The following is a 25,931-nucleotide window of genomic DNA, read 5'->3' on the forward strand; positions in this document are numbered from 1 at the left end:
TTGCCGGCGATGTCCGGCACCCGATCATGGCTTCCCCGGCGCAAGCGTATGGAATCCGTAAGAACTGTATGACTGTAATCGGTGTCACTGATCCCGCCACGGTGGCGTAGCCTGAATTTATGAGTGTTCAGCTGGGAATGCCGGTGCCCCCTCCGGCAGGCGCCGCCGGCAGCAAGGAAAGTGGCGTCCCCGTACCGCCGCCGCGGCCAGCGGAAACGCCTGCGGGCTTGTGGGACCGTTATGGCCGGCGGGCTACCGATATGCGCCTGTCCCTGACGGACAAATGCAACCTGCGCTGCACCTACTGCATGCCGGCCGAGGGACTGGAATGGCTCTCCAAACAGGCCGTGATGACCAGGGACGAGATCGTCAGGATCGTCCGCATCGGTGTTGACTCTCTGGGCGTTCGCGAACTCCGGCTCACCGGCGGCGAGCCCTTGGTCCGCGCTGACTTGGTGGACATTATTTCCGGAATCCGCACTGATCATCCGGACCTTCCCATCTCCATGACCACCAACGGCGTTGGGCTGGACAAAAAAGCGGCGGCGCTGAAGGCTGCAGGCCTGACAAGGATCAACGTCTCGCTCGACTCCTTGCACGAGGAAACCTTTACCCAACTCACGCGCCGGCCCTTCCTGGATCGCGTCCTGGCCGGTGTCGACGCCGCTTGGGCAGCCGGCTTGGGGCCGGTCAAGTTGAACGCAGTGCTGATGCGCGGAATCAACGACGCCGAATCACCGGACCTGCTGGCCTGGGCGTTGGACCGAGGCTATGAGCTCCGCTTCATTGAACAAATGCCCCTGGACGCCGATCACGGATGGACGCGTCGCAACATGATCACGGCCGCGGAAATCCGCGAACTGGTTTCCCGTGACTTCGTGCTGGGCCGGGACCCCCGGGAACGGGACAGCGCCCCCGCCGAGCGATTCGAAGTACGACGCCGGGACACGGCATCGGGTGAAGCCACCGGTCCGGTACTTGGTACAGTCGGCATCATCGCCTCAGTCACCGAGCCTTTCTGCGCCGACTGCCGCCGCACCCGCATCACCGCCGAGGGCAAGATCATGAGCTGCCTCTTCTCCCGCGAAGAATTCGACCTCCTGGCATTGCTTCGTGGCGGGGCCACGGATCAGCAACTGGCGGAACGTTGGCAGGACGCGATGTGGGTCAAGCCGAAGGCCCACGGCATGGACCACACCGGTCTCGGCGCAGCGGACTTCGTCCAGCCGGACCGCAGCATGAGTGCAATCGGAGGCTGAATCCTTGCTTGTCCGTTACTTCGCTGCCGCACGCGCGGCCGCAGGGGTCGAAGAAGAAGTGCACCTCCTCCCGGAAGGCACCAGCCTGGAAGCGCTCCTGGAAGCCGCCCTCGCCGTCGAACGTCCGCTGCCCCCGGAAGGGACTCCCCCGCTGGAGCGCATCGTGGCCCGGAGCAGTTTCCTCCGCAATGAGGTGGCGGTGCGGGACCGTTCAGCACCACTGGGAGCCCAGGATGTCATCGACGTCCTGCCGCCCTTCGCGGGCGGTTAAGGCTCAAGCTTTCCTGAAGACGCTCTTGAGCAACGGGCTGAAATCGGCTGTTCCTTCAAGCCGGAGATCGGCCGTGTGCACCAGAACCCCGTCCTCAACCCAAAAAGTGTGCCTGGCCACGCCGTCGGCAGTCCTCCGGTCCAGGGTCAGGATCCCTTCGTGCCAGGCCCCCCGGACGGGGCTGGCGGGCGATCTCCCCAGGCTGTCCACGTAGTACCAGAGAGTATCCCCGTGGTCCCGGTCAACGGTGAACATGCCATGCCCTTCAAAATGCGTGCCGTCCGGTTCCCGGTGCCGGTAGCTCTGGACGACTGCATACCCGCCGGCGGCCTTGGTGAAAACCACCTCCGCTTCCACGGTCCGGGCACTCCCCCACGGCGAGGCTGCAACTTCGGTGATGCCGCGCCAGTGACCGAGGAAGTCATGCAGCAACTCCGCAGCTTGGCCGCTTGGGGGCTGGTTCATCGCCTCTCCTACGTAGTCAGGGCAGCATCATCACTGTGTGATCATGCTGCCCTGCTGAGAGTGCGTGAGTCCAGAGATTCAGAGGCCGAAGGTCTCGGTTTCCTCGAAAGGACCTACCACCGTGATGGTCCGGGGCGCCGCTGCGAGTTCGCGGGCCAGTTCCTGGACTTCCTCAACGGTGACAGCCTGGATCCGGGCAAGGGTTTCGTCAATGTCCTGGAACTCACCGGAAACCAACTCTGCCCGGCCCAGCCGCGACATCCGGGACCCCGTGTCCTCAAGGGCCAGGACAATTCCACCGCTGAGCTGTCCCACAGCCTTGCGGAGTTCCTCCTCCGTGATGCCCTCCTTGGCAAGTTTCTCCAACTCCACACCCAGGAGGTCCAGCACTTGTCGGACCTTGGACGGCGTGCAACCCGCATACATGCCAAAATACCCGGCGTCTGCGTAGGCGGCAGTGAAGGAATAGGTGGAGTACACCAGGCCGCGCTTCTCACGGATTTCCTGGAACAGCCGGGAAGACATGCCGCCACCCAGGACGGCGTTAAGCACGCTCATGACGAACCGGCGGTCATCGGTAGCCACGATAGTCGGGCAACCCATAATGATGTTGGCTTGCTCCACGGGACGTTTGACCACGTGGAGGCCCGAGGTTCCGCTGATGACAGCGCGTTCGGTTCCCCTGCGGTTCACCGGGGCAGCTTGGGGATCGAGCGTCCATCCCGCGGCAGTGAGGGCGTCAAGGACGAGGTCGCAGACCACGTCATGGTCGAGCCCACCGGCTGCGGTGATGACAAGTTCCTCCGGACGGTAGTAGCGCTGGTAGTGCGCCCAGACCGAATCCCTGGCCACAGCTTTGATGGCGTCCGGCGTTCCACCGATGGGTCGGGCCAGCGGGTGTTTGCCGAGGACAGCTTCGACGAATTTCTCGTGCGCAACATCTGTGGGGTCATCGCTGTCCATGGCGATTTCCTCCAGGATGACGTCGCGCTCCTGCTCCAGTTCAGCTGGATCCAGGACCGCTCCGGTGATCATATCGGCAATGACGTCGATGGCCATGGGGAGATCGGTATCCAGGACCCTGGCGAAGTAGCACGTGCTTTCCTTCGCAGTGGCGGCGTTCGACTCCCCACCTACCTCGTCAAAAGCCGAAGCGATCTCCAAGGCGGTGCGTCGCTTGGTGCCTTTGAACAGCAAGTGCTCAAGGAAGTGGGTGGAACCGTGCTGGCCCTCCGCTTCATCGCGTGAACCCACTGCCACCCAGAACCCTATGGTGGCCGACCGTTGGCCGGGCATTGCCTCGGTCAGGACGCGCACTCCGCCGGGGAGGACCGAGCGCCGAACGACGGAACCGCCCTCGGCACCATGGATCAATTCGCCACCGGGAAGGGTTTGCTCCAGCGGCAGGGGTACGACAGTCATCAAGGCCTTTCAGGTTTTCAAGTTAAGGCCGGAAGGGCCGGTGGAGCTTTTTCAAGCCCACCGGCCCCGCCGGGTGTACTGCTTACAGACTACTCTGCGGACTCTTCAGCGGCCTCGGCCGGAGCGTCCTCAGAAGCTGCGCCTTCTTCCTCGGCAACAACCGGGGAGAGGGAAAGCTTGCCGCGGTCATCGATCTTGGTGATCTCGACCTGGACCTTCTGGCCCACGGAGACGACGTCATCAACGTTGTCCACGCGCTTGCCGTTGGCCAGCTTGCGGAGCTCGGAGATGTGCAGCAGGCCGTCCTTGCCCGGGGTGAGGGAAACGAAAGCGCCGAAGGTGGTGGTCTTGACGACCGTACCCAGGTAGCGCTCACCGATTTCCGGCACCTGCGGGTTGGCGATGGCGTTGATGGCGGAACGTGCTGCATCGGCAGACGGACCGTTGGTAGCGCCGATGTAGACCGTGCCGTCATCTTCGATGGAGATGTCCGCGCCCGTGTCTTCCTGGATCTGGTTGATCATCTTGCCCTTGGGGCCAATGACCTCGCCGATCTTGTCAACGGGGATCTTGACGGCGATGACGCGCGGAGCGAACTCGGAGAGCTCATCCGGGGTGTCGATCGCAGCGTTGATGACCTCGAGGATGTGCAGGCGGGCTTCGCGGGCCTGCTTCAGTGCTGCTGCCAGCACGGAAGCGGGGATGCCGTCGAGCTTGGTGTCCAGCTGGATGGCCGTGACGAACTCTGACGTACCGGCAACCTTGAAGTCCATGTCGCCGAAAGCGTCTTCGGCGCCGAGGATGTCGGTCAACGCTGCGTAGCGGGTCTGGCCGTCAACCTGGTCGGAAACCAGGCCCATGGCGATACCGGCAACTGCTGCCTTCAGCGGAACACCAGCGTTGAGCATGGAAAGGGTCGAAGCACAGACCGAGCCCATGGACGTGGAGCCGTTGGAGCTGAGGGCCTCGGATACCTGGCGGATGGCGTAAGGGAACTCTTCACGCGTCGGCAGAACCGGAACCAAGGCGCGCTCTGCAAGGGCACCGTGGCCGATTTCGCGGCGCTTCGGGGAACCGACGCGGCCGGTCTCACCGGTGGAGTACGGCGGGAAGTTGTAGTTGTGCATGTAGCGCTTGCGCGTTACCGGCGACAACGAGTCGATCTGCTGCTCCATCTTGAGCATGTTCAGCGTGGTGACACCCATGATCTGGGTCTCGCCGCGCTCGAAGATCGCAGAACCGTGAACGCGGGGCAGAACCTCTACCTCGGCGGTCAGCTGGCGGATGTCCGTCAGGCCACGGCCGTCGATGCGGATCTGGTCCTTGAGGATGCGCTGGCGCACAACCTGCTTGGTGACCGAGCGGAAAGCTGCGGACAGCTCCTTCTCGCGGCCTTCGAAGGTACCGGCAAGTGCGCCCAGGACTTCGTCCTTGAGCTCGTCGGAGGCGTTGTCGCGCTCCTGCTTGTCCGCGATCTGGAAGACAGCAGCCAGCTTGTCGGCGGCAGCGGCTTCAACAGCGGCGTAGACGTCGTCCTGGTAGTCCAGGAAGACCGGGAACTCAACCGTGGGCTTGGCGGCGCGTGCAGCCAGGTCCGCCTGTGCTTCGCAGAGTGCCTTGATGAACGGCTTTGCAGCCTCGAGGCCCTCGGAAACAACCTCTTCGGTAGGAGCGGTGGCGCCCTGTTCCTTGATGAGGTTCCAGGAGTTGTCCGTAGCTTCGGCTTCAACCATCATGATGGCGACGTCGTCGCCCGTGATGCGGCCGGCAACGACCATGTTGAAGACGGCGTTCTCGAGCTGGGAGTGCTTCGGGAAAGCAACCCACTGTGAACCCTGTTCGTCGGCGATGAGGGCAACGCGGACGCCACCGATCGGGCCGGAGAACGGAAGGCCGGAAAGCTGCGTGGACATCGAGGACGCGTTGATCGCGACGACGTCGTAGAGCTCGTCGGGGTTGATCGCCAGGACGGTGACGACGATCTGGACCTCGTTGCGCAGGCCCTTGACGAATGCGGGGCGCAGCGGACGGTCCATCAGGCGGCAAGCGAGGATGGCTTCGGTGGACGGGCGGCCTTCGCGGCGGAAGAACGAGCCCGGGATGCGGCCGGCAGCGTACATACGCTCTTCGACGTCAACCGTCAGCGGGAAGAAGTCGAAACCTTCGCGCGGCTGCTTGCCTGCGGTGGTTGCCGAAAGCAGCGCGGTGTCTTCGTCGATGTAGACCATCGAAGCGCCGGCTGCCTGCTTGGCAAGGCGGCCGGTTTCGAAGCGAATGACGCGCTTGCCGAAACGGCCGTTGTCGATAATGGCTTCGGAGAACTGGATTTCGGGACCCTCCATAGAGAGTCACCTCCGTTTCTGTTAGCGGAAGTCCGCCGCATCAACCCAGGCCTCTTCTTTTTTCCTGGCCTGTACGACACCCGGTCATCGATCGAGATCCACGGGCCAACCGTCAACGGTTGCTCCCGGGAATCACTACCGAGGACCGCGAATGCGCGATGCGGTTGATTCCTGTTTTTAGTTGTTGGTGAAGTAGGCGGCCCGTTCCGTGAGGGACCGGGCCGCCCCTAAAGTCAGACTAGCGACGCAGGCCGAGACGCTCGATGAGCGCACGGTAGCGGGCGATGTCGGTGTTCTTCAGGTAGGTAAGCATGCGCTTGCGACGACCAACCATGGCCAGCAGACCGCGCTGGGTGTGGAAGTCGTGCTTGTGCTCCTTCATGTGCTCAGTCAGATCCTTGATCCGCTGGGTCAGGACTGCAACCTGTACCTCGGGCGAACCGGTGTCGCCTTCAGAGGTTGCGTATTCCTTGATGATGGACTGCTTTACAGCGGCTTCAAGTGCCACGTGAACTCCTAGAGTTGTGCCGTGCCTCCCGGTGCAGCGCCTCGCTGACGGGTTGCCCTTGTGGCGTCGCCGCACACAAAAACAGGTCCAGCCGCCACGGACTGCAGCCGGATCCACTCATCAGTTTACCGGCAGGCCGGCAGTGTTGTCGAAATGCCCTTAGCCACGGCCAAGGAGCTCATGGGCCTGGGCCACATCCAGGCACATTTGCTCAACCAATGCCTCTGGCCCTGTGTACGCCACCATGCCCCGCAAGCGCTGGGTGAATTCAACGGCGACGGTTTGGCCGTAGAGGTTGAAGTCCTCCACTTTTTCCTCGGGCCGGTCGATCACGTGGGCTTCGACCTGACGGCTGACGCCATCGAACGTGGGGTTGGAACCCACGGATATGGCCGCCGGCCACCGCGTCCCGGACTGGTCGATCAGCCAGCCGGCATAGATTCCGTCCGCAGGAACGTATCCCGTGGAGTCGTGGGAGAGGTTGGCAGTGGGAAATCCGAGGTCCCGGCCGCGGGCAGCGCCGTGGACTACCTCCCCGCGCATGCGGTGGGGCCGGCCCAACACTGCTGCTGCGGTTACGACGTCGCCTTCAGACAACGCCTCCCGCACCCAGGTTGAGGAACAGCGGCGGTCGGCATCGCCGTCGTCGTGTACCGGGGAGCCGCCTGCACCATACTCATTGACTACCTGGACGCTGAACCCGAGCCGGCCTCCCAGCTCCTGCATGGTTACGACGTCACCGGCATTGCCTGCTCCGAAGCGGAGATCGTGCCCCACCACGAGATGCGCGGCGTGGAGTCCTTCGACCAAGACCTCCTGGACAAACTCCAGTGGCGTCATTGCCGCAAGGTCGAGGGTGTACTTCATGACCAATACCGCATCCACGCCGGTATCGCCGAGGGCCTCAAGTTTGTCCTGGAGCCCCATGATGAGTTCCGGGGCAGATTCGGGCCTGTGCACTTGCGCGGGGTGGGGATCGAACGTTACCGCTACCGAGGGAATGTTGTGCCGCTTTGCTGTATCGGTCAACTGCGACAGAACGTGCTGGTGGCCACGATGGACGCCGTCAAAGTTCCCGATGGTAACGACAGTAGGTCCGAAGTCCTTGGGGACTTCGGTGGGATCGTTCCAGATGTGGACCATCAACCTCGCCTTTTACTGCAGATGTTCATTGCGCCCGGCAACCTCCCGGCGCCGGAACATTCTAAGGTTACCCGCTGGGATGTTTGACTCAGGACGGCCGGCGCTTGTTCAGCCACAGAAGGCCCAGGATCGGCAGCACCAGCGGGACGAAGCCATAACCGCGGCCAAAGAGGGACCAAACAGTGTCATGGGGGAAAGCGACGGGATCAAAGAGGCTCATTGCGCCCACCACCAGCACTCCCACAAGTTCCGTAAGGACAGCGGCGACGGAGACCTTGAACCAGGTGCGGCCGGGCTTGGCCAGCGAAATGGTGGCGATGATATACACGACGGCGGCGAACGCCGACAGGATATGCGCCAACGGAGCTTCTGCGAACTTGGTGGCGATCTGGTAGCCGGCACGAGCCGTAGCGGAGAGCGCGAACACCGCGTACACAGCGATCAGCAGGCGGCCAGGTCCGGTGTTCCTGGTGTCCTTCCGCTGCGGGTTGGCCGGGTTGGTCTCGGTTCCAGTCACGTTGCGTTCTTCCTTCAAGGTCAGTACCAGATCTGGTTCATGCGGGCGCCCATGACGAGTACGGTTACTCCCACGGCGGCCAGGACGAAGTTGCTCCAGCGTGTTCGTTCCAGGATGGCCCAGTAGACAGCACCCAGGGGAATCATCAGGGCGGTCGCGAGGTAGCCCCAGAACTCCCAGGCCTCACCGGCAATCTGCTCGCCTGTGGCTACCCGGACTATCGATCCCACCAAATAGACCAGGAGGACCAATTCGACGGCGAGCACGGAGTAGATGGTGGGATCGTTCGGGGCCTTCTTCATCAGGCCCGCTACAAGGCACACGATGGTGGACACCAATCCGACGATCAGGATGGCATAGAAGTATCCGTCCATGGTTACTCCGCCTTCCCTGATCCGGAGCCGGTTCCAGGAGCGAAGACCAGGACGGGTTTGGCGAAGCTTCCGGTATCAGCCAGCAGCGCTACCAACTCCCCCGAGGGCGCAAACGCCGCCGCAGGGTTCACGGCCGTTGCCGCCTCCTGCGTTCCGGCTCCCGGTCCGGCAGCAATACGGCGGCCAAAGGAAATTTCCGTGGTTTCTTCCTCGGTCAGTTCCCGGTTGGGCATGAGGGCCCGCGCCGCCTGGGACATCTCCAGGACGTTCAGTTCCTCTGCCAGTTCTTCCAAGGTGCGGGCCTGGTCCAGGGTGTACGGACCAACCTGCGTCCTGCGCAAGGCGGTGAGATGGCCGCCGACACCCAGGTCATTGCCGAGGTCGCGGGCCAAGGCCCTGATGTACGTACCGGAAGAACACTCCACGGTGACATCGACGTCTACTACCCTGCCGCCGTCGACCCTTTCCACCGAGTGGACTTCGAAGCGATGGATGGTGACCGGGCGGGCTGCAAGCTTTACTTCCTCACCGGACCGGACGCGGGCATAGGAGCGTTCGCCGTTGACTTTGATGGCACTGACGCTGCTGGGAACCTGCTGGATGGGGCCGGTCAATGCGGCCACGCCCGCAGCGATGCCATCATCGGTGACATCTGCCGCGCTCCGGCTTTCGGTGACCTCGCCTTCGGCGTCATCGGTGATGGTGGTTTCGCCCAGCCTGATGGTGGCAGTGTAGGTCTTGGACGTGCCCACGATGTAGGTCAACAGGCGCGTGGCCTTGTTGATGCCAAGTACCAGGACACCGGTAGCCATGGGATCCAGGGTTCCCGCATGCCCCACTTTCCGGGTACCAGCCAGCCGCCGCATCCGGCCAACCACATCGTGGCTGGTCCATCCCTGCGGTTTGTCAACGATTACCAGTCCAGAAAGCACGCTTACCAGTATATGGGTGGCTAGGATGGCTCCCATGCCTGAGCTTGCCCCGCACGTCCGCAACGTCCCCGTGAACCAGATCCGCGAGATCACCGAAGCCGCCTGGTCCACCCCCGGAGCGATCGTCCTCAGTATTGGAGAACCGGGCTTTGCACTCCCCCGGCACGTTTTGGACGCCGGCATTGCCTGCCTGGACAGGGACGAGACCAATTACACACCGAACGCCGGAATTCCCGCACTCCGCGCAGCCTTCGCAGCCCGCTTCCGGGAGCAGCAAGGCGTGGACATCGGTCCGGAGCGGGTCTATGTGGTCGATGGCGCCCAGCAGGGCCTGCACTTCGCCATGAGCCTTCTCCTCGCTCCCGGGGACGAGATCCTCATCCCTAATCCCGGCTACCCCACGTTCGCCATGACCAGCCGCCTCCTGCACGCCGTGCCGGTGGAGTACCCGCTGTATCCACAGAATGACTTCCAGCCGCACATCGAGGACATTGAAGCCCTCATTACGCCACGGACGCGCGTCATCATGCTGAACTCTCCGTCCAATCCCCTGGGCGCGGTCATCAGCGAAGAGACCACGCGCCAGCTGGTGGAGCTGGCTGTCCGGCACGACCTCTGGATCATTTCGGACGAGTGCTATGAAGCCTTCACTTTCGATGTCCCGCATGTCAGTCCTGCCCGCTTTGACAGCGACATCCCCGGCGAAGCCCGCGTTTTCACTTCCTTGACGCTGTCCAAGACGTACGGCCTGACAGGCCTGCGCATCGGCGCCTTGGTTTGCCCGCCCGGGCTGGAGCAGAAGATGAACAACGTCATGGAGTCGATCGTCTCCTGCGTGGCTTCGCCCTCCCAGTACGCCGCCTTGGCTGCGCTCACTGGCCCCCAGGATTACGTTTCCCATGCACGTGACCATTACCGGAGCAACCGCGATGCAGCCTCCGCTGTGCTCTCTGCCAAGGGAATCCCGTTTCTGGGAGCACAGGGGGCGTTTTATTTGTGGGCAGACGTCTCCCACGTCAGTGGCGGCGACGTCAGGACCTGGGTACGTGCCTTCCTGGCGGAATCAGGCGTGTCTTTCGCGCCGGGAACAGCGTTCGGCTCCATCGGTGAAGGGTGGATCCGCATCGCCGTCTGCGGCGGGCAACAGGACCTGCTCGACGGCGTCAGCCGGCTCCCGCGCAGGGTCTAGTTTCCGGTGGGTTCAGGGCGCCGGGGCTCAGTACGCTGTACGGCGGGAGTGGTTCAGCCAGGCGTCGAACGGGTCACCTGACGCCGGCAACTCAGCGTGCTCCACCGGAAGCAGCTCTGGCCTGGTCCCGGCGAAATATTCATAGAACACAGCGTCATCGAAACCTGCCCGTGCGGCACCATGCCTGTCCGCCGCGAAGTAGACATGGCCGATCCTGGCCCAGAGGGTGGCGGACAAGCACAGAGGGCAAGGCTCGCAGCTGGCGTAAAGAACAGACCCCGTGAGGTCGAACCGCTGCGTTGCAGCCGCTGCCCGGCGGATCGCCACCACTTCGGCGTGGGCGGTGGGGTCGTGATCGCGGGTGACCCGGTTGACCCCCTCATGGACGGTGCCGTCCGCGGTGACCACGACGGCGCCGAAAGGACCACCGCCGTCGGCGACGTTTTTCACCGCCAGCCTGATTGCGCGGTTCAGGTATTCATCACGTTGCTGAGCACTGTGCGCCGACATGCTCCGATCCTAACGAGTTTGAGTACAGCTAATGCCCCTAAAACGCAGTCTTAGGGGCATTAGCTGTACAAAAACGCTGAGGGTTTTAGCGGTTGGCGTCTTCGTCGAGTTCTTTGTCGCCGGAGAGATCAGTGTCCTCTTCGTCGAAATCGTCCTCATCGATGTCCTCAGGGGCGTCGCCCTTGTAGGGGTCGGCCTCGCCGGCGTGCTTGGCGCTGGCAGCGAGTGCCGCCACCTCGGCGTCGCGACGCTTGGCTTCGCGGAGCAACTCCTCAAGGTTCGAGGCGTTGACCGGAATCTGGTCCGCTACAAACTCAAGCGTCGGCGTCAGCCGGACGGTGATGTTGCGGCCGACTTCCTGCCGAAGCACACCCTTTGCCTTCTCCAAGGCGCGGGCAGCATCAGCCTGGGCTACCTCATCACCGAAGACGGTGTAGTAGATGGTGGCATGCTGAAGGTCATTGGTGACGCGGGCGTCGGTGACCGTGATGGACTCGACGCGCGGGTCCTTGACCCTGCGACCGAGGGCCTCAGCGACGACGACCTTAATCCGCTGTGCCAGTTTGGCAGCGCGTGCGGGATCAGCCATGACTTCCTCCTGGAAAGTAGAAACGGGGACGGAACGGGTCCGCCGGGGCTACCCGACGGACCCGCTCCAAACGGAACCTAGACGCGCGGCTTCTCGCGCATTTCGAAGGTCTCGATGATGTCGCCTTCAGTGATGTCGTTGAAGGAGCCAAGACCGATACCACACTCGAAGTCGGTACGGACTTCGGTGGCGTCATCCTTGAAGCGCTTGAGCGTCTCAACGGTGAGGTTGTCACCGATAACCTTGCCGTCGCGGCTGACACGTGCCTTGGTGTTACGGCGGATGATGCCCGTGCGGACGATCGAGCCTGCGATGTTGCCGAACTTGGAAGAACGGAAGACTTCGCGGACCTCGGCAGTACCGAGCTGGACTTCTTCGTATTCCGGCTTGAGCATGCCCTTGAGAGCCATCTCAATGTCATCGATTGCTGCGTAGATGACCGAGTAGAAGCGCATGTCCACGCCTTCACGGTCAGCAAGTTCAGCAACGCGCTCGGCCGGCTTGACGTTGAAGCCGATGATGATGGCGTTGTCCACCGTTGCCAGGTTGACGTCGTTCTGCGTAATGGCACCCACACCGCGGTGGATGACACGGAGCTGAACGTCGTCGTCTCCGACGTCGATCTTGAGCAAGGCGTCTTCGAGGGCTTCCACGGCACCGGACACGTCACCCTTGAGGATGAGGTTGAGGGTATCGATCTTGCCTTCGGCAACGGCCTGGTCGAAGTCTTCCAGGCTGATGCGCTTGCGACGCTTGGCCAGTGCGGCGTTGCGGTCGGCAGCTTCACGCTTTTCAGCGATCTGGCGGGCCGTACGCTCGTCCGGGGTCACCAGGAAGGTGTCACCTGCACGCGGCACGTTGGACAGGCCGAGGACCTGGACCGGGCGGGACGGCAGCGCGACATCGAGTGCCTCGCCGTTCTCGTCGAACATGGCGCGGACGCGGCCGTGAGCCGTACCGGCCACGATCGTGTCGCCCACAGCCAGGGTTCCGGACTGGACCAGGACGGTAGCAACAGCACCGCGGCCCTTGTCCAGGTTCGCTTCGATGGCAATGCCTCGAGCGTCCTTGTCCGGGTTGGCGCGCAGATCCAGTGCGGCATCGGCCGTCAGCAGGACAGCGTCGATCAGTTCGTCGATGTTGAGGTTCTGGCGTGCAGAGACCTCAACGAACATGGTGTCGCCACCGTATTCTTCCGGAACCAGTCCGTACTCGGTCAGCTGGCCCTTCACCTTGTCAGGGTTGGCGCCTTCCTTGTCGATCTTGTTCACTGCGACGACGATCGGCACGTTTGCTGCCTGGGCGTGGTTGAGTGCTTCCACCGTCTGCGGCATAACGCCGTCGTCGGCTGCGACAACCAGGATCGCGATATCGGTGACCTTGGCACCACGTGCACGCATGGCCGTGAAGGCCTCGTGACCGGGGGTGTCAATGAAGGTGATGTCGCGGGCCGTGCCCTCGTGGACGTGGCTGATCTGGTAAGCACCGATGTGCTGGGTGATACCACCGTGCTCGCCGGCCACAACGTTCGAGTTGCGGATGGCGTCCAGCAGGCGGGTCTTACCGTGGTCGACGTGGCCCATGACGGTGACAACCGGTGCGCGGGCCTCAAGGACGTCGTCGCCTTCGGCGTCGAGTTCGTCCTGGATGTTGATGTCGAACTGGTCCAGCAGCTCGCGCTCTTCGTCCTCGGGGGAAACAACCTGGAGCTTGTAGCCGAGTTCGGCGCCAAGCAGGCCAAAGGTGTCCTCATCCAAGGACTGGGTAGCCGTCGCCATTTCACCAAGGTGGAACAGCACGGTCACCAGCGAAGCCGGGTTCGCGTCAATCTTCTCGGCGAAGTCCGTGATGGACGAACCACGACGCAGGCGGATGATGGTCTCGCCATCGCCGCGGGGTACTGATACGCCGCCCAGCGACGGAGCACTCATCTGCTCCAGTTCCTGGCGCTTTGCACGCTTCGACTTGCGCTGCTTGCCACGACCGGCGCCGCCCTTGCCGAAGGCACCCTGGGTGCCACCGCGACCGCGGCCACCCTTGCCGAAGCCACCGCCGGCGGGAGCTCCGCCACCGGTACCTGCACCAGGTGCGCCACCGGGACGACCGGGTCCGCCACCGGGACGGCCTGCGCCACCCGGACGGCCTGCGCCACCGGGAGCCGGACGCTCAGTGCGGTTGGGCATCATGCCCGGGGTAGGACGGTTTCCAGCACCGGGACCACCGGCGGGACGCGGTGCGCCCGGACGGGGTGCACCGGGACGCGGTGCACCCGGACGGGGGCCACCTGTACCTGCTGCGGGACGGGGTCCGCCTGCGCCGGCCGCGGGACGTGGACCACCGGGACGTTCACCGTCGTTGCGGCGTTCGCCGCGGGGCATGCCCTGCGACGGAGCGAAGGGGTTGTTGCCCGGACGCGGCGGACGATCTCCGTCGCCACCACGGCCGCGGGGCATGCCCTGCGAGGTAGCAAACGGGTTGTTGCCCGGACGGGGACCGCCGGGACGCGGAGCCTGGCCACCCTGGCGTGCCGGAGCCGGGGTCTCTGCCTTGGGGGCAGGACGGGCGCCGGGCTTGGCCGAAACCGGAGTGGACGCCGCGGGAGCAGCAGGTGCCGCCGGAGCCGAAGCTGCGGGGGCCGCAGGTGCTGCCGGAGCGGGAGCTGCCGGAGCCGGGGCTGCAGGTGCCGGGGCAGGAGCCTTCGGCGCTGCGGGACCCGGAGCCGGAGCTGCCGGACGGGATGCTGCGGGACGGTTGGCCGCCGGAGCGGCTGCGGGGGCGGCGGCCTTGGCGGCACCGGCACCCGGGTAGGCGTCGCGAAGCTTCTTCACGACGGGGGCCTCGATGGTTGACGAGGCGGAGCGAACGAATTCGCCCAATTCCTGCAGTTTGGTTACTGCATCTTTGGAAGTAATACCGAGCTCTTTGGCGAGCTCATGTACGCGGACCTTGGCCACATTTCTCCTGTCTCGGTCCGCACCGAGCCAGGCACGAACCGTCTACTTCTTACTGCGGGCCTTCGCCGCTTGCGCGATTGAAAGGCCCATTGCAGAGCGCAACAAAGTTGTCATCGTTACGCACTCATCGCTGGGAACTCATCGGGTTTCCATCAGTTTTCTGACCCGCTTTCAGGTTTGGACGGTTTTCCCGTGGTGGCCTGGGCCTCCACAAGTGGCGTGCCGCGCATCAGGTAACGTTCGACGGCGTCCGTTTCGGCAGCGCCCGCAAGGGCCCTTCCGAAAGCACGCCGCTTGATCGCCAATGCCAAGCACTTTTCGCTGGGGTGCAGCCAAGCACCCCTGCCAGCCATCCGGCGTCGTTCATCCACCAGGACAGCGGACGAACCGCTGCCTTGGGCGACGAGCCGGACAAGCTCGGACCGGGAGCCTTGCTTCCGGCATCCGATGCACGTACGAACAGGCCCGTGGCCGTGTTCAAGCAGTTCAGCCACGACGTGTCCAACCTGCCTTACGTTACTGGCGCCCGGCTTGCCCCATTGCTGCACATGCAGCTGGGGCACGCCAAAGCGCGCGGATACCGGAGGTAAGCCCGGTTCCATCTATTCTAGCCCCCAGCCGCCGGTCTCCCGAAACCAAGGGCACCGCAAGCGCGGCGCGGAACCGGCGGCATCAGCCGCCGGCCAAGGCGCTAGTCGACCTTTACCGGAGCGGCGTCGGAGATGATGTCAATGCGCCAGCCGGTCAGCTTTGCCGCGAGCCGGGCGTTCTGGCCTTCCTTGCCGATGGCCAGGGAAAGCTGGTAATCGGGAACCACTACACGGGCCGAGCGGGTTGCCTCGTCAGTGATAGTGACCGAATTCACCCGTGAGGGCGACAACGAGTTGGCAATAAAGGTTGCGGGGTCGTCACTGAAGTCAACGATGTCGATCTTTTCGTCATTCAGTTCAGTCATGACGGCCCGGACCCGCGAACCCATTTCGCCGATGCATGCACCCTTGGCGTTGATGCCGGGCGCATTGGCCTTCACCGCGATCTTTGTACGGTGGCCGGCTTCACGTGCCAGGGCAACGATCTCCACGGAGTGGTCGGCGATTTCCGGAACTTCCATTTCGAACAACTTGCGGACCAGCCCGGGGTGCGAGCGGGAAAGCGTGATGGAAGGACCCTTGGCACCGCGGTGGACATCCACCACGAAGGCACGCAGGCGGCTTCCGTGGAGGTACTTTTCTCCGGGGACCTGCTCGGGCGGCGGCAGCAGTGCCTCCACCGATCCGAGGTTGACCTGGATCATGTGCGGGTTGTTGCCCTGCTGGATCATGCCGGCCACGAGCTCGCCTTCACGTCCCTTGAACTCGCCCAGCACGTTGTCGTCCTCCACGTCGCGAAGACGCTGGAGGATGATCTGGCGTGCCGTGCTGGCCGCGATGCGGCCAAACCCGGCCGGGGTGTCCTCGAACTCGCCGATGGGCTCGCCGTCGTCGTCGATCTCAGTGGCCCAGATGGTCACGTGGCCGCTCTTGCGGTCCAACTCCGCGCGCGCCTTCTCGAAGGCCCCGGGCGTCTTGTGGTACGCCACCAGCAAGGCTTGCTCGATGGTGGGAATCAGGAGATCCAGCGGGATTTCACGCTCACGCTCCAGGAGTCTCAGTGCGCTCATGTCAATATCCATTAGGCCTCCTCAGAAGGTCCGTTGTGCTCGTCTTCCAGCGCAGCCTCGTGGAGGTGGCTGAATTCAATCTCGACTTTTCCTTGGCGGATCCTGTCGAAAGGAATAGTGATGGGGTCGCCCTGCTTGGGCTTCATGCCCTTTTTGACTTCATGCTCAGGGATCAGCGTCACGCCGTCGTCCTCCACGGAGGCGATGCGTCCCAGCAGGTTCTCCCCCTGGATCACGTTGACCCGGACCATGCGTCCACGGGCCCGGTGCCAGTGCCGCGGTTCGGTCAGCGGGCGGCTGACGCCCGGAGAAGAAACCTCGAGGTCATACGGGCGTCCGTCATCGTGGGGATCGTTGTCCAGGATATCGGACAGTCCGCGCGAGACCTCGGCAATGGCGTCAAGGCTGACACCGCCGGTTTGTTCCTGCGGCAAGTCCACGACGACGTGGACAGTGCGGTGGGAACCGGCAACGTGGATGGAAACATCCTCGAGGTAGAGCCTGCTGGCAAGGACAGCCGGTTCAAGCAGGGCTTTGAGCCTGCTTTCTTCCGGGTTGTGGATGGTGGCCGTTGAGTTGGATTCAGAACGGTGTGTTGAAGTCGTGGCTTCCGAGTCACTCACGTTGCCCGCCGCCTCCCGATAGATGTTGTTGTGACTACTAGCCTAACGATTTTCCCGGGAACATGGTGCACGGACTTCGCCGCCCACGTGACACCATGGTCTGTTGTGAATGGGGAGACAAGCGAACAACGACGAACACCGCCCTGGGGCCGGGTGCTGCTTATTGCCCTGGTGGCGTTGCTCGTGGCAGGGACCGGAATCGTGCTTATTCCGCGTGATTCCGGCACTCCCCCGGTGGTTCCCTTCTCCGAAACGGCCCGGGCCAGAGCTTTGGAGGACACCCTGCGGCTTCGTGAATCCGCGGCCGCGTTGCCTCCACAAGGCGCTTCGGATGCGTCTCGGGCGGCCCTCGCGGACGCTGTGACATTGCTGACAACCCAGGCTCAGGCCCTCCTGGTGGTCCCGGAAGCCACGCCCACCGGACCTCCTGTTTCACCGGAGGCCACAGCCGGTTCCAGCACCCGTGCCGCCTTCATTGCCGAGCTGGGCGCCAGCGGCACGCAGCGCCTGGCCGATGCCCGCGAGTCCGACGGCGGCATCGCGCGGCTTCTCGCCGCCGTCGGATCCGCGCAAGTGCTGGAAGCTGAAAAGCTGGCCGGCGCCTGGGAATTACCGGTCCCCACGCCACCGGCATCGCAGGCCCCTGCAGCAACACCGTCTGCAGCAACGCCGCCCGCCGCAACACCGCCCGCCGCGTCCTGCCCCTCGGCAAGCCCCACACCGGAGCCGGAGTCCGCTACTACAGACACAGCCCTGGCCGCAACAGTCCGCATGCACCAGGAAGCCGTCTACGCCTACCAGGTGGCACTGAAACGGCTGGACGCCGCAGCCGCCCGCACCGCCGTCAAAGCCCTTGCAGACCACGAAGTGTTGCTCCAGCAAGTGGAGGCGCTGACCCGCGCCAACTGCGGGGACGTACCAGCCACCGAAGCCGGCTACAGGCTTCCGGGACAGTTCACCAAGGACCCCGCCAGCGCGTTGGCAGCGTTGGAAACCTCGGCGCTTCCGGTGCTGGGCGACCTCGTTGCACTCTCCACGGCTGAAACCCGGGCATGGGCCGTGGACGGGCTCCTGGCCGCTGCCCGCAGGAGCCTGGGATGGGGCGCGGATGTTCCGGCCTTGCCCGGGCTGGCGCTCGACGCCGGGGACTTGCCGCCGTTGCCCGCGCCCGGTCCGGCGTCGGGTCCGGCTTCCAGCACCAGCACACCCAGCACCAGCACGGCTGGCACCAACACGCCCAGCACCAGCACACCCAGCACCACCACGCCCGGCACCAACACGCCCGGCACCAGTAAGGACGTTCCCAGCCGGGCCGGATAGGCCAGCCTATCCATGCTGGCCAACGTCCTCCCCCGGTGCTTGGCTTGGAGCATGGCTTCCACCGACACCGCCACCGTGCACGAGAACGAACCCCACCGGGATGACCTGGCGCACCGGTTGAACTGGTTGCGGGCCGGGGTCCTGGGCGCCAATGACGGGATCGTGTCCGTTGCCGCGATCGTGGTAGGCGTGGCCGGCGCCTCCACCAACACCGGCAACATCCTTGCCGCCGGCGCTGCCGGCCTGGTGGGTGGTGCCATTTCCATGGCTTTGGGTGAATACGTCTCAGTCAGCAGCCAGAGTGATACCCAGAAGGCCCTGATCGAGAAGGAACGCAGGGAACTGGCCGAGCAGCCCGAGGACGAACTCAACGAGCTGGCCGCCATCTACGAATCCAAGGGGCTCAGTGCGAAGACAGCACGGACGGTAGCCGAAGAACTGACTGAACACGACGCCCTGGCCGCCCACCTTTCGGCGGAATTGAACATCCACCAGGACGACATCGTGAGTCCATGGAACGCGGCTTTGGCTTCTGCGGTGGCGTTCACGTTGGGAGCCATACTGCCACTGCTGGCCATCCTCCTGCCCCCGCCGGAGTTGCGGGTGCCGCTGACATTTGCGGCCGTACTGCTGGCGTTGGCGATCACAGGAGTAGTCGGCGCATGGATTGGTGGCGCTCCCCGGTTCCGTGCGGCCTTCCGGGTGGTGCTTGGCGGCGCCCTTGCCCTGGCTGCCACGTTCTCCATTGGAACCCTCTTGGGCGCCAGCGGCGTTTTCTAGGGTCCGCGGCCAGCCCGCAGAGTTAGGCTGATCGCGTGACCCTTCACGCGATCATTCCGATTCCGGGCGACCTCCACGCCCGGTACAACCGCGACTCCGCGGGGCGTGACTGGCTGGCCAGCCTTCCGGGGCTCGTCGCCGGCGCCTTGGACCGGTGGAATCTCTCAGTAGACCTCGCACCCGGCTCCGAACCCTGGAACGGCCATGGGGCCTTGGTGGTTCCTGTCCTTCGGGACGGCGTGCCGCTGGCCCTGAAGATCGCGTTCCCGCATGACGAGGCACAGGTGGAACGCCACGCCCTGGCGCTCTGGGATGGCCACGGCGCAGTGGACCTGGTGGCAGCAGATGCGTCCAGTTGCTCCCTGCTCCTTGAACGGCTGGACGCCTCCGGCTGGCTCCAGGACGCTCCCATGGACCACGCGCGGGACGCCTGGAGCGCGGTCATGAGACAACTCTCCATCCAACCCGACGAACGCCTTGAATGGCGGGCGTTTGACCATGTGGCCGCAACAGCCGAGCGGTGGACCGATGAGCTGCCGGCGGAATGGGAACGCCTGGACCGTCCCTTCCCACGATGGCTCCTTGAAGCTGCCTTGGAAGTGTGCCAGACCCGCGGCGCCGTGGGTCGTCGTTCCGGCACGGATGTGCTGGTCCACACTGATCTTCACTTCATGAACATCCTTGCTGTCCCCGCGGAAAACCGGGCATCGCGTGGCGATTACCTGGCCATAGATCCGCAGCCACAGATCGGCGAGGCCGAGTTCGCCGTCGCACCGGTTCTGTGGAACCGGATCCAGGACCTCTCCCGCACCGCTCCGCAAGAGGCTTTGAGGGAGCGCTGCCACGACTTCAGCGTCGCTGCCGGGCTGGATCCGGAGGCCGCCCGGCAGTGGAGTGTTGCCCGGGAGGTGGAGAACGCCCTCGGATATGCGTCCAGCCCGCGCCACTTCGGAGACCTTGCCCGTTCCCTGTGGGTCGCAAGTACTCTCACCGGCAAAACCCTCGGCGACCTCCCCAAGCCCCATGATCTCCCTGATCCCGGCGCCTCCGCGGACTAGGCCATGGCACTTGGAGTTGCACTGATCGGATCCGGGGCCATCGGCTCGCGCATCGCCGAACTGCTAGACGCCGGGACCGCCCCTGGCGTCAGCCTCACCGGAGTGGTGCCCCACGGCGATGCAGGTACCGGCTTCAGTTTCGCCGACGCTTTGGAGTCCGCTGATGTGGTGGTCGAATGCGCAGGCGTCGCCGCAGTTGCCGAGTTCGGGCCACGCACCATCAGGGCCGGCAAAGACCTGCTGGTAACTTCGATCGGTGCATTATGCGAACCCGTGCTGCGTACCACCCTGCTGGAGGGAGGTCCCGGCCGGACTTACCTCACCACCGGCGCCCTGGGCGGACTGGACGCCATCACGGCCGCCCGCGCAGGAGGAACCATCCACCGCATCACCCTGAAATCGCGGAAACTTCCCGCAGCCTTGGTGCAGCCCTGGATGGACGGCGGGACCAAGGAACGGCTCATTGGAACTACCGGCCCGTTGGAGCTTCTGCGGGGCGGGCCGGCCGAACTGATCAAGGCGTTCCCCAAATCCACCAATGTGGTCTCCGCGCTCGCCCTGGCAGCAGGCAGCTGGGACGTGGTGGAGGCGGTCCTCATTGCGGATCCTGCCGCACACCGGACCGCCCACCATGTGGTTGCCGAAACCAGCCTGGGTACGTTTGATATCTGTGTCACCAACGAGGCATCCCCCGGCAACCCGGCGTCGAGCGCTTTGGTTCCCCACGCCGTCGTCCGCGGTTTGAAGTCGCTGGCCAACGCCAGCGGAACATTTATCTGACGCGGGAATCAGGCGGCGAAGTTCTCATTCCAGACGTCCATGCCGAGCTTGATGATCAACGCCGCCACGACGATCAGGAACACAACGCGCACAAAACCGCTGCCCCGGGCTACGGCGGTGCGGGCGCCAAGATAGCCACCTGCCATGTTGGCAAGGCCCAGGACAAGCCCCACGCCCCATAGCAAAGAGCCGTGGGGAAGAAAGAAGATCAGCGCGCCGGCGTTGGTGGCCATATTGACGATCTTGGCCTTGGCGCTGGCTTCGAGGAAGGCGTAGCCCATGGCCGAAACCAGGGCGATCACCAGGAAAGAGCCGGTGCCGGGGCCAATGAGGCCGTCGTAGAAGCCAATTACGGCACCGATGAGGCAGGCTACGACGTAGTGCTTATGGCCGTCGTGCCTGAGGGCAGTCAGCTCACCGGCACTGGGTCGCAATGCTGTGAAAACGGCGACGGCGATCAATGCCACCACGATGATGGGCTTGAACACGCTGGCCGGCAGCGATGCAGCCAGGATGGCTCCGCCGAAGCTTCCCGCCAACGCGATGACCGCCATGGGCACAGCCGTCTTGAGGTCCGGTCCCACACGCCGGTAGTACGTCACGGCGCTGGTAGTGGTGCCGAAAATCGACCCCATCTTATTGGTGGCCAAAGCCTGAACCGGCGTGATGCCTGGAACCAGCAGCAGGGCGGGGAGCTGGATCAGTCCCCCGCCCCCTACCACGGCATCCACCCAGCCGGCGGCGAATCCAGCCACCACAATCAGGATGAGAGTGGTGAGCTGGATTGATTCGAAGCCGGAAATCACCGGTTTCGTACGGCGTTGACCACGTAATCCACGGCCTTGTCCACCGCGATGTTCTCCGATTCGCCGCTGCGGCGGTCCTTGACTTCCACAACACCGTCCACCAGTCCCCGGCCAACGGCCAGGATGGTGGGCACGCCAACGAGCTCGGCGTCGCCGAACTTCACGCCGGGAGATACCTTGGGACGGTCATCGAAAATGACATCCAGGCCGGCAGCTTCGAGCTCGGCGGAGAGCTTTTCAGCGGCGTCGAAGATCTCATCCCCGCGGCCGACGGCCACCACATGGACGTCTGCCGGAGCCACGGAGCGCGGCCACACCAGACCCCGGTCGTCGTGGTTGGCTTCAGCCAAGGCTGCCACGGCACGGGTGACACCGACGCCGTAGGAACCCATGGTGACTACCTGCTGCTTGCCGTTCTGGTCCAGCACCTTCAAGTCCAGCGCGGCGGCGTACTTGCGGCCAAGCTGGAAGATGTGGCCCATTTCGATGCCGCGGGCGGTCTCCAGCGGACCGGATCCGTCCGGGGCGGGGTCGCCGGCACGGACTTCGGTACTCTCGATGACGCCGTCCCAGGTGAAGTCGCGTCCGGCGACAAGCCCGAAGACGTGCTTGCCATCAGCGTTGGCACCGGTGATCCAGCTGGTACCGGAAACCACGCGGGGGTCCACCAGGAACAACACCTTCGAGGTACCTTCCAGGCCAAGGACGGGCTCGTTCAGGGACAGTCCGGGGCCGATGTAGCCCTTGACCAGCCACGGCAGCTTCTTGAGGTCCTCTTCGTTGGCAGCTTCAAGGCCGATTTCACCGGCAACGGGCAGGTGGGAGCCAATGTTGGCTTCCACGCGCTTGAGGTCCACCCCGCGGTCGCCGGGAACGCCGATCACGACGATCTGGCGCTCACCCGTGGGAAGCGTCACGGCAAGGACAACGTTCTTAAGCGTGTCGGCGGCAGTCCAGGCGCCGGCGTCGGACCCGCTGCGGGGAGCCAACTGGTTGGCAGCCTCCACCAAGGTATCGATGGTCGGCGTGTTCGGAGTGTCCAGTACTTCGGCGGCCGGAGCGTTGCTGAAGTCGATCTCCTCGGGAACCACGGTGGTCACGGCCTCGACGTTGGCGTAGTAACCACCGGCAGAGCGCACGAACGTGTCCTCGCCAATCTCGGTGGGGAACAGGAACTCTTCGCTCTTGGATCCACCCATGGCGCCTGCGGTGGCGGCAACGGGGATGACGTCCAGGCCGAGGCGGGCAAAGATCTTCAGGTACGCGCCGCGGTGGGCGGCGTAGCTTGCATCCAGGCCGGCGTCGTCGATGTCGAACGAGTAGGAGTCCTTCATGATGAACTCGCGGCCGCGGAGGAGTCCTGCCCGCGGGCGGGCTTCATCGCGGTACTTGTTCTGGATCTGGTAAAGGCTCAGCGGCAGATCCTTGTACGAGGAGTACAGGTCCTTCACCAGGAGCGTGAACATTTCCTCGTGCGTCGGCGCCAGGAGGTAATCAGCGCCCTTGCGGTCCTGGAGACGGAAAAGGCCTTCGCCGTACTCGGTCCAGCGGTTGGTGGCTTCGTAGGGCTCACGGGGCAGCAGGGCCGGGAAGTGGACCTCCTGGGCACCAATGGCGGCCATTTCCTGGCGGATGATCTCTTCGACCTTCCGCAGGACGCTCAGTCCCAGCGGCAGCCACGTGTAAATGCCGGGAGCCGCGCGGCGGATGTAGCCGGCACGGACCAGGAGCTTGTGGCTGGCGACCTCGGCGTCAACGGGATCTTCACGCAGGGTGCGCAGGAATAACTGGGAAAGGCGAAGGACCACGGGTACGTATCCGTTTCTATGGCAGATGTGGCAAAAACAACTGTCTACTAATCTACCGTCTGCCCTCACACAGAAGAGCCACGCCCTCGCATGTGGAAGCCCCTGGCCGCGACGGGCTGGTCATCCTGCGATGGCGTGGCTCAACGGCCGGCCGGCCGCAGACTCTGTCCTGGGACTAGATCGCCGTTCCCTCCAGCGGAACGGGATCAACTGCGGCTGGGAAGCATGGGTCACTGCCGAGCTCACGGGCGGCATGGGCGCCAAGGACGCCCGTCAAGGTCATGTTCATGAGTCCCCCTCTGCCACCCGCACCCCAACGACACGGCTTGGGTAGAACCTATGTGATCGCGGACACATTTTCAAGGATTTGGCCATCCGGTCGAGCCACCATTGACTGGCCCGGGGCAGCGGATTTACCGTTAATTCATCAGTTGGTGAATTTCTGGAGCCTACGGGAGGCCCGCATGCCGCCGCTTACGACAGCCATCACTGCCAGTGGCCTCCACGTCTCGCGTGGGCGGACCGCCATTCTCCACGGCCTCGACTTCTCGGTCGATTCCGGACGGATCACGGGCCTGCTCGGCCCTTCCGGCAGCGGCAAAACCACCCTGATGCGGGCCATCGTCGGTGTGCAAAAGACGACGCGCGGTACCCTGTCGGTCCTCGGGCTGCCTGCCGGCAGTCCCGCGCTCAGGCACGACGTCGGATACGTCACCCAGGGTGCCAGCGTCTATGCGGACCTGAGCGTCGAAGCCAATGTCCGGTACTTCGGCGCCATGCACAACGCAACAGCGGCGGATGCTGCCGGGGCGATTGCCGCCGTCGGGCTCACATCCCTGGCGCGGCGCAAGGCCGCGGACCTCTCGGGCGGGCAGTTCAGCCGCGTATCGCTCGCCTGCGCACTGGTGGCACATCCCCGGCTGTTGATCCTGGACGAGCCCACGGTGGGCCTTGATCCCGTATTGCGGGCCGAACTTTGGGAGCGCTTCGCGGGAATGGCGGCCTCCGGTACAACGTTGGTCGTCTCCAGCCATGTCATGGAAGAAGCCTCACATTGCTCCTCACTGCTCCTGCTGCGCGAGGGCTTGCTCCTGGCCCAACTCACTCCCGCTGAACTGGCTGAACGCGGCCACAACAGCGATCTGGAACGGGCGTTCCTGACCATCATCAAAGCCGCTGACCGCGGCCAGGAAGAAAGTCCGGTGGCCTCATGAACCCCCGCATGACCTTTGCCACGGCCGCCCGTGTCCTTGGACAGCTGCGGCACGATCACCGCAGCGTCGGCCTCATCCTCGTGGTCCCCGCGCTGTTGCTCGCAGCCGTCTACTTCCTCTTCGAAAACGAAAACCTGCCACCGGGGTTTCCACGCACCTTCGACCGCGTGGGGCTGATGATGCTCGCCATCTTTCCGTTCGTGGTGATGTTCCTGGTCACCTCCATCACCATGCTCCGCGAACGGACCTCCGGAACGTTGGAGAGGCTGCTGACCACTCCCATCCACAAGGCCGATCTCCTGTTCGGCTATGCGGTTGCCTTCTCCATCATGGCCGCGCTGCAGTCCGTGGTGGCAACGGCTGTGGCTTACTGGATCTTCAACCTCGACATCAAGGGGAGTCCGGGATTCGTGGTGTTGATTGCCGTCATCAACGCCGTGCTCGGCGTGGCCCTGGGCCTGCTGTGTTCGGCCTTTGCCCGCACCGAGTTCCAAGCAGTGCAGTTCATGCCCGTAGTAGTGGTCCCGCAGATCCTGCTGTGCGGCTTGTTCGTAGCCCGTGAGGACATGAACCAGGTCCTGGAACGGATCTCAGGGGTCCTGCCGCTGACGTTTTCCGTGGATGCACTAAAGGAAATTGCCGGGAACACCGAAGCAACTGCGGCGATGTGGCAAGACGCCGCGGTGATGGGCGGGATCGTGGTGGGTGTCCTCGTCCTGGCCTCGTTGACGTTGCGCAGGCAGACCCGATGAACCTGCCCCAAGCACGGCGGGGGCGCCGAAGCGCCGGTGACCACTCGAGGGAGGGCATCCTTGCTGCGGCGCGGAAGTTGTTCGCCGAGCAAGGATTCGATGGGACCAGCCTCCGTCAGGTGGCCCGTGAAGCATCGGTTGACCCGGCCATGGTGCACCACTTTTTCGGCGGTAAAGACGAGCTTTTTGCCGCCTGCGTAGAATTGCCCGCCGACCCGGCCGAGGTGCTGGCCGACGTCGAAACCATGGACCCTGCGGCGAGGGCCGAGGCAATTGCCAGGGCGGTGCTCCGGCTGTGGGAAAGCCCCGCACAGCACGGATTGGTCGCTTTCGTCCGTGGAACCATCGGCTCGACGTCGAAGACCGCATTGCTGCGCGGAATGGTGGAGCGGACAATATTGTCGCGCATCATGGCCGGCATGCCGGGACCGTCCGCGGAATTGCGGCTGCGGGGGAATCTGGTGGCCACGCAGGTTGTGGGGCTCATGCTGGTCCGTTACGTAATACGGCTCGAACCCTTGGCCTCCGCCGATCCCGAGGACGTGGTGCGCTTGGTGGCACCCACCCTCCAGCGCTACCTCACCGGTCCCTTGGACTCCCCCACAAGGCTATGCGGAGGTGGGGACGGCTGATGTGAGTGGGCCGAGGGCGGACG

26 protein-coding genes are annotated in these 25,931 nt (G+C 64.1%); 10 read left to right on the top strand and 16 right to left on the bottom strand.

The annotated features are described in order from the left end of the window. The first annotated feature begins 119 nt into the window (after positions 1 to 119). A complete protein-coding gene (gene moaA, locus AC6JA3_RS13775) occupies positions 120 to 1,259 on the top strand; it encodes a GTP 3',8-cyclase MoaA (protein ID WP_497920164.1) in 1,140 nt (379 codons plus the stop codon). A 4-nt stretch (positions 1,260 to 1,263) separates the two neighbouring features. Further along, on the top strand, positions 1,264 to 1,530 hold the full coding sequence (locus AC6JA3_RS13780; protein ID WP_026541553.1) for a MoaD/ThiS family protein: 267 nt from the start codon (positions 1,264 to 1,266) through the stop codon (positions 1,528 to 1,530). 3 nt (positions 1,531 to 1,533) lie between these two features. Here the strand turns inward: AC6JA3_RS13780 and AC6JA3_RS13785 are convergent, their stop codons facing one another. From AC6JA3_RS13785 to truB, 8 genes are all read right to left on the bottom strand, one after another. Continuing rightward, a complete protein-coding gene (locus AC6JA3_RS13785; protein ID WP_026541552.1) occupies positions 1,534 to 1,995 on the bottom strand; it encodes a DUF1579 family protein in 462 nt (153 codons plus the stop codon). Between the two features lie 78 nt (positions 1,996 to 2,073). Continuing rightward, complete coding sequence (locus tag AC6JA3_RS13790; protein WP_026541551.1) at positions 2,074 to 3,417, bottom strand: M16 family metallopeptidase; 1,344 nt, start codon at positions 3,415 to 3,417, stop codon at positions 2,074 to 2,076. Positions 3,418 to 3,506: 89 nt separating this feature from the next. Continuing rightward, positions 3,507 to 5,759 carry a polyribonucleotide nucleotidyltransferase gene (locus AC6JA3_RS13795; protein WP_026541550.1) on the bottom strand — a complete coding sequence of 751 codons (2,253 nt, stop codon included), beginning with the start codon at positions 5,757 to 5,759 and terminating at the stop codon, positions 3,507 to 3,509. Positions 5,760 to 5,997: 238 nt separating this feature from the next. Continuing rightward, complete coding sequence (gene rpsO, locus AC6JA3_RS13800) at positions 5,998 to 6,267, bottom strand: 30S ribosomal protein S15 (RefSeq protein WP_026541549.1); 270 nt, start codon at positions 6,265 to 6,267, stop codon at positions 5,998 to 6,000. Positions 6,268 to 6,426: 159 nt separating this feature from the next. Next, positions 6,427 to 7,410, bottom strand: a complete 984-nt coding sequence (locus AC6JA3_RS13805; RefSeq protein ID WP_026541548.1) for a bifunctional riboflavin kinase/FAD synthetase — start codon at positions 7,408 to 7,410, stop codon at positions 6,427 to 6,429. 88 nt (positions 7,411 to 7,498) lie between these two features. Next, a complete protein-coding gene (locus tag AC6JA3_RS13810; RefSeq protein ID WP_026541547.1) occupies positions 7,499 to 7,945 on the bottom strand; it encodes a hypothetical protein in 447 nt (148 codons plus the stop codon). 2 nt (positions 7,946 to 7,947) lie between these two features. Further along, the gene (locus AC6JA3_RS13815; protein WP_026541546.1) at positions 7,948 to 8,301 is read right to left on the bottom strand and encodes a hypothetical protein; all 354 of its coding nucleotides are present in this window, start codon (positions 8,299 to 8,301) and stop codon (positions 7,948 to 7,950) included. A 2-nt stretch (positions 8,302 to 8,303) separates the two neighbouring features. Then, positions 8,304 to 9,233, bottom strand: a complete 930-nt coding sequence (gene truB, locus AC6JA3_RS13820) for a tRNA pseudouridine(55) synthase TruB (protein ID WP_026541545.1) — start codon at positions 9,231 to 9,233, stop codon at positions 8,304 to 8,306. Positions 9,234 to 9,267: 34 nt separating this feature from the next. Between truB and AC6JA3_RS13825 the strand changes: the two genes are divergently transcribed. Then, positions 9,268 to 10,422, top strand: coding sequence for a pyridoxal phosphate-dependent aminotransferase (locus AC6JA3_RS13825; protein ID WP_497920165.1), 1,155 nt, complete (start codon positions 9,268 to 9,270; stop codon positions 10,420 to 10,422). Positions 10,423 to 10,449: 27 nt separating this feature from the next. On the opposite strand, the gene AC6JA3_RS13830 is transcribed toward AC6JA3_RS13825, so the two are convergent. The 6 genes from AC6JA3_RS13830 to rimP all read right to left on the bottom strand — a co-directional run bounded on the left by AC6JA3_RS13830 (position 10,450) and on the right by rimP (position 16,758). After that, positions 10,450 to 10,932: a nucleoside deaminase gene (locus AC6JA3_RS13830; protein ID WP_026541543.1), complete on the bottom strand. Its 483-nt coding sequence runs from the start codon at positions 10,930 to 10,932 to the stop codon at positions 10,450 to 10,452. Positions 10,933 to 11,017: 85 nt separating this feature from the next. Further along, positions 11,018 to 11,521: a 30S ribosome-binding factor RbfA gene (gene rbfA / locus AC6JA3_RS13835; protein WP_091550594.1), complete on the bottom strand. Its 504-nt coding sequence runs from the start codon at positions 11,519 to 11,521 to the stop codon at positions 11,018 to 11,020. A 77-nt stretch (positions 11,522 to 11,598) separates the two neighbouring features. Next, positions 11,599 to 14,475 (bottom strand): translation initiation factor IF-2, encoded by a 2,877-nt coding sequence (gene infB / locus AC6JA3_RS13840; protein ID WP_026541541.1) that lies wholly within the window; start codon positions 14,473 to 14,475, stop codon positions 11,599 to 11,601. A gap of 152 nt (positions 14,476 to 14,627) precedes the next feature. Beyond that, positions 14,628 to 14,969 carry a YlxR family protein gene (locus tag AC6JA3_RS13845; protein WP_223945063.1) on the bottom strand — a complete coding sequence of 114 codons (342 nt, stop codon included), beginning with the start codon at positions 14,967 to 14,969 and terminating at the stop codon, positions 14,628 to 14,630. A gap of 197 nt (positions 14,970 to 15,166) precedes the next feature. Next, on the bottom strand, positions 15,167 to 16,147 hold the full coding sequence (gene nusA, locus AC6JA3_RS13850) for a transcription termination factor NusA (RefSeq protein WP_026541539.1): 981 nt from the start codon (positions 16,145 to 16,147) through the stop codon (positions 15,167 to 15,169). Continuing rightward, positions 16,147 to 16,758: a ribosome maturation factor RimP gene (gene rimP, locus AC6JA3_RS13855; RefSeq protein ID WP_026541538.1), complete on the bottom strand. Its 612-nt coding sequence runs from the start codon at positions 16,756 to 16,758 to the stop codon at positions 16,147 to 16,149. The genes nusA and rimP overlap by 1 nt, the downstream gene beginning before the upstream one ends. A 30-nt stretch (positions 16,759 to 16,788) precedes the next feature. Between rimP and AC6JA3_RS13860 the strand changes: the two genes are divergently transcribed. Genes AC6JA3_RS13860 through AC6JA3_RS13875 form a run of 4 tightly spaced genes read left to right on the top strand, consistent with a single transcriptional unit; the run spans position 16,789 to position 20,696 of the window. Then, positions 16,789 to 18,078: a DUF4439 domain-containing protein gene (locus tag AC6JA3_RS13860; protein WP_497920167.1), complete on the top strand. Its 1,290-nt coding sequence runs from the start codon at positions 16,789 to 16,791 to the stop codon at positions 18,076 to 18,078. Positions 18,079 to 18,129: 51 nt separating this feature from the next. Continuing rightward, positions 18,130 to 18,858 carry a VIT1/CCC1 transporter family protein gene (locus AC6JA3_RS13865; protein ID WP_026541537.1) on the top strand — a complete coding sequence of 243 codons (729 nt, stop codon included), beginning with the start codon at positions 18,130 to 18,132 and terminating at the stop codon, positions 18,856 to 18,858. A 35-nt stretch (positions 18,859 to 18,893) separates the two neighbouring features. Beyond that, entirely contained in the window at positions 18,894 to 19,916 is a 1,023-nt protein-coding gene (locus AC6JA3_RS13870; protein ID WP_091550597.1) for an aminoglycoside phosphotransferase family protein, read from the top strand. Between the two features lie 3 nt (positions 19,917 to 19,919). Next, complete coding sequence (locus AC6JA3_RS13875) at positions 19,920 to 20,696, top strand: aspartate dehydrogenase domain-containing protein (protein ID WP_347783552.1); 777 nt, start codon at positions 19,920 to 19,922, stop codon at positions 20,694 to 20,696. Positions 20,697 to 20,704: 8 nt separating this feature from the next. Here the strand turns inward: AC6JA3_RS13875 and AC6JA3_RS13880 are convergent, their stop codons facing one another. Both AC6JA3_RS13880 and AC6JA3_RS13885 read right to left on the bottom strand, forming a co-directional pair. Beyond that, the gene (locus AC6JA3_RS13880; RefSeq protein WP_026541534.1) at positions 20,705 to 21,502 is read right to left on the bottom strand and encodes a sulfite exporter TauE/SafE family protein; all 798 of its coding nucleotides are present in this window, start codon (positions 21,500 to 21,502) and stop codon (positions 20,705 to 20,707) included. Continuing rightward, on the bottom strand, positions 21,499 to 23,310 hold the full coding sequence (locus AC6JA3_RS13885) for a proline--tRNA ligase (RefSeq protein ID WP_347783553.1): 1,812 nt from the start codon (positions 23,308 to 23,310) through the stop codon (positions 21,499 to 21,501). Before AC6JA3_RS13885 ends, AC6JA3_RS13880 begins: the two co-directional genes overlap by 4 nt. Positions 23,311 to 23,774: 464 nt before the next feature. Here AC6JA3_RS13885 and AC6JA3_RS13890 point away from each other — a divergent pair, with 464 nt between their 5' ends. From AC6JA3_RS13890 to AC6JA3_RS13900, 3 genes are read left to right on the top strand one after another with little or no spacing between them, the layout of a single operon-like run. Continuing rightward, entirely contained in the window at positions 23,775 to 24,524 is a 750-nt protein-coding gene (locus AC6JA3_RS13890; protein ID WP_026547307.1) for an ABC transporter ATP-binding protein, read from the top strand. A gap of 8 nt (positions 24,525 to 24,532) precedes the next feature. Further along, the gene (locus AC6JA3_RS13895; RefSeq protein WP_081733354.1) at positions 24,533 to 25,276 is read left to right on the top strand and encodes an ABC transporter permease; all 744 of its coding nucleotides are present in this window, start codon (positions 24,533 to 24,535) and stop codon (positions 25,274 to 25,276) included. Further along, positions 25,273 to 25,908, top strand: a complete 636-nt coding sequence (locus AC6JA3_RS13900; protein ID WP_347783555.1) for a TetR/AcrR family transcriptional regulator — start codon at positions 25,273 to 25,275, stop codon at positions 25,906 to 25,908. The genes AC6JA3_RS13895 and AC6JA3_RS13900 overlap by 4 nt, the downstream gene beginning before the upstream one ends. Positions 25,909 to 25,931 lie beyond the last annotated feature (23 nt).

The organism is Arthrobacter sp. TmtSoilC79, assembly GCF_059739405.1.

Excerpts from the sequence above, each read along its gene's own strand:
- moaA (WP_497920164.1), top strand. The coding sequence starts at position 120 with ATGAGTGTTCAGCTGGGAATGCCGGTGCCCCCTCCGGCAGGCGCCGCC.
- AC6JA3_RS13785 (WP_026541552.1), bottom strand. The coding sequence starts at position 1,995 with ATGAACCAGCCCCCAAGCGGCCAAGCTGCGGAGTTGCTGCATGACTTC.
- AC6JA3_RS13790 (WP_026541551.1), bottom strand. The coding sequence starts at position 3,417 with ATGACTGTCGTACCCCTGCCGCTGGAGCAAACCCTTCCCGGTGGCGAA.
- AC6JA3_RS13795 (WP_026541550.1), bottom strand. The coding sequence starts at position 5,759 with ATGGAGGGTCCCGAAATCCAGTTCTCCGAAGCCATTATCGACAACGGC.
- AC6JA3_RS13805 (WP_026541548.1), bottom strand. The coding sequence starts at position 7,410 with ATGGTCCACATCTGGAACGATCCCACCGAAGTCCCCAAGGACTTCGGA.
- AC6JA3_RS13815 (WP_026541546.1), bottom strand. The coding sequence starts at position 8,301 with ATGGACGGATACTTCTATGCCATCCTGATCGTCGGATTGGTGTCCACC.
- AC6JA3_RS13825 (WP_497920165.1), top strand. The coding sequence starts at position 9,268 with ATGCCTGAGCTTGCCCCGCACGTCCGCAACGTCCCCGTGAACCAGATC.
- AC6JA3_RS13830 (WP_026541543.1), bottom strand. The coding sequence starts at position 10,932 with ATGTCGGCGCACAGTGCTCAGCAACGTGATGAATACCTGAACCGCGCA.
- rbfA (WP_091550594.1), bottom strand. The coding sequence starts at position 11,521 with ATGGCTGATCCCGCACGCGCTGCCAAACTGGCACAGCGGATTAAGGTC.
- nusA (WP_026541539.1), bottom strand. The coding sequence starts at position 16,147 with ATGGATATTGACATGAGCGCACTGAGACTCCTGGAGCGTGAGCGTGAA.
- AC6JA3_RS13865 (WP_026541537.1), top strand. The coding sequence starts at position 18,130 with ATGGCTTCCACCGACACCGCCACCGTGCACGAGAACGAACCCCACCGG.
- AC6JA3_RS13875 (WP_347783552.1), top strand. The coding sequence starts at position 19,920 with ATGGCACTTGGAGTTGCACTGATCGGATCCGGGGCCATCGGCTCGCGC.
- AC6JA3_RS13890 (WP_026547307.1), top strand. The coding sequence starts at position 23,775 with ATGCCGCCGCTTACGACAGCCATCACTGCCAGTGGCCTCCACGTCTCG.
- AC6JA3_RS13895 (WP_081733354.1), top strand. The coding sequence starts at position 24,533 with ATGACCTTTGCCACGGCCGCCCGTGTCCTTGGACAGCTGCGGCACGAT.
- AC6JA3_RS13900 (WP_347783555.1), top strand. The coding sequence starts at position 25,273 with ATGAACCTGCCCCAAGCACGGCGGGGGCGCCGAAGCGCCGGTGACCAC.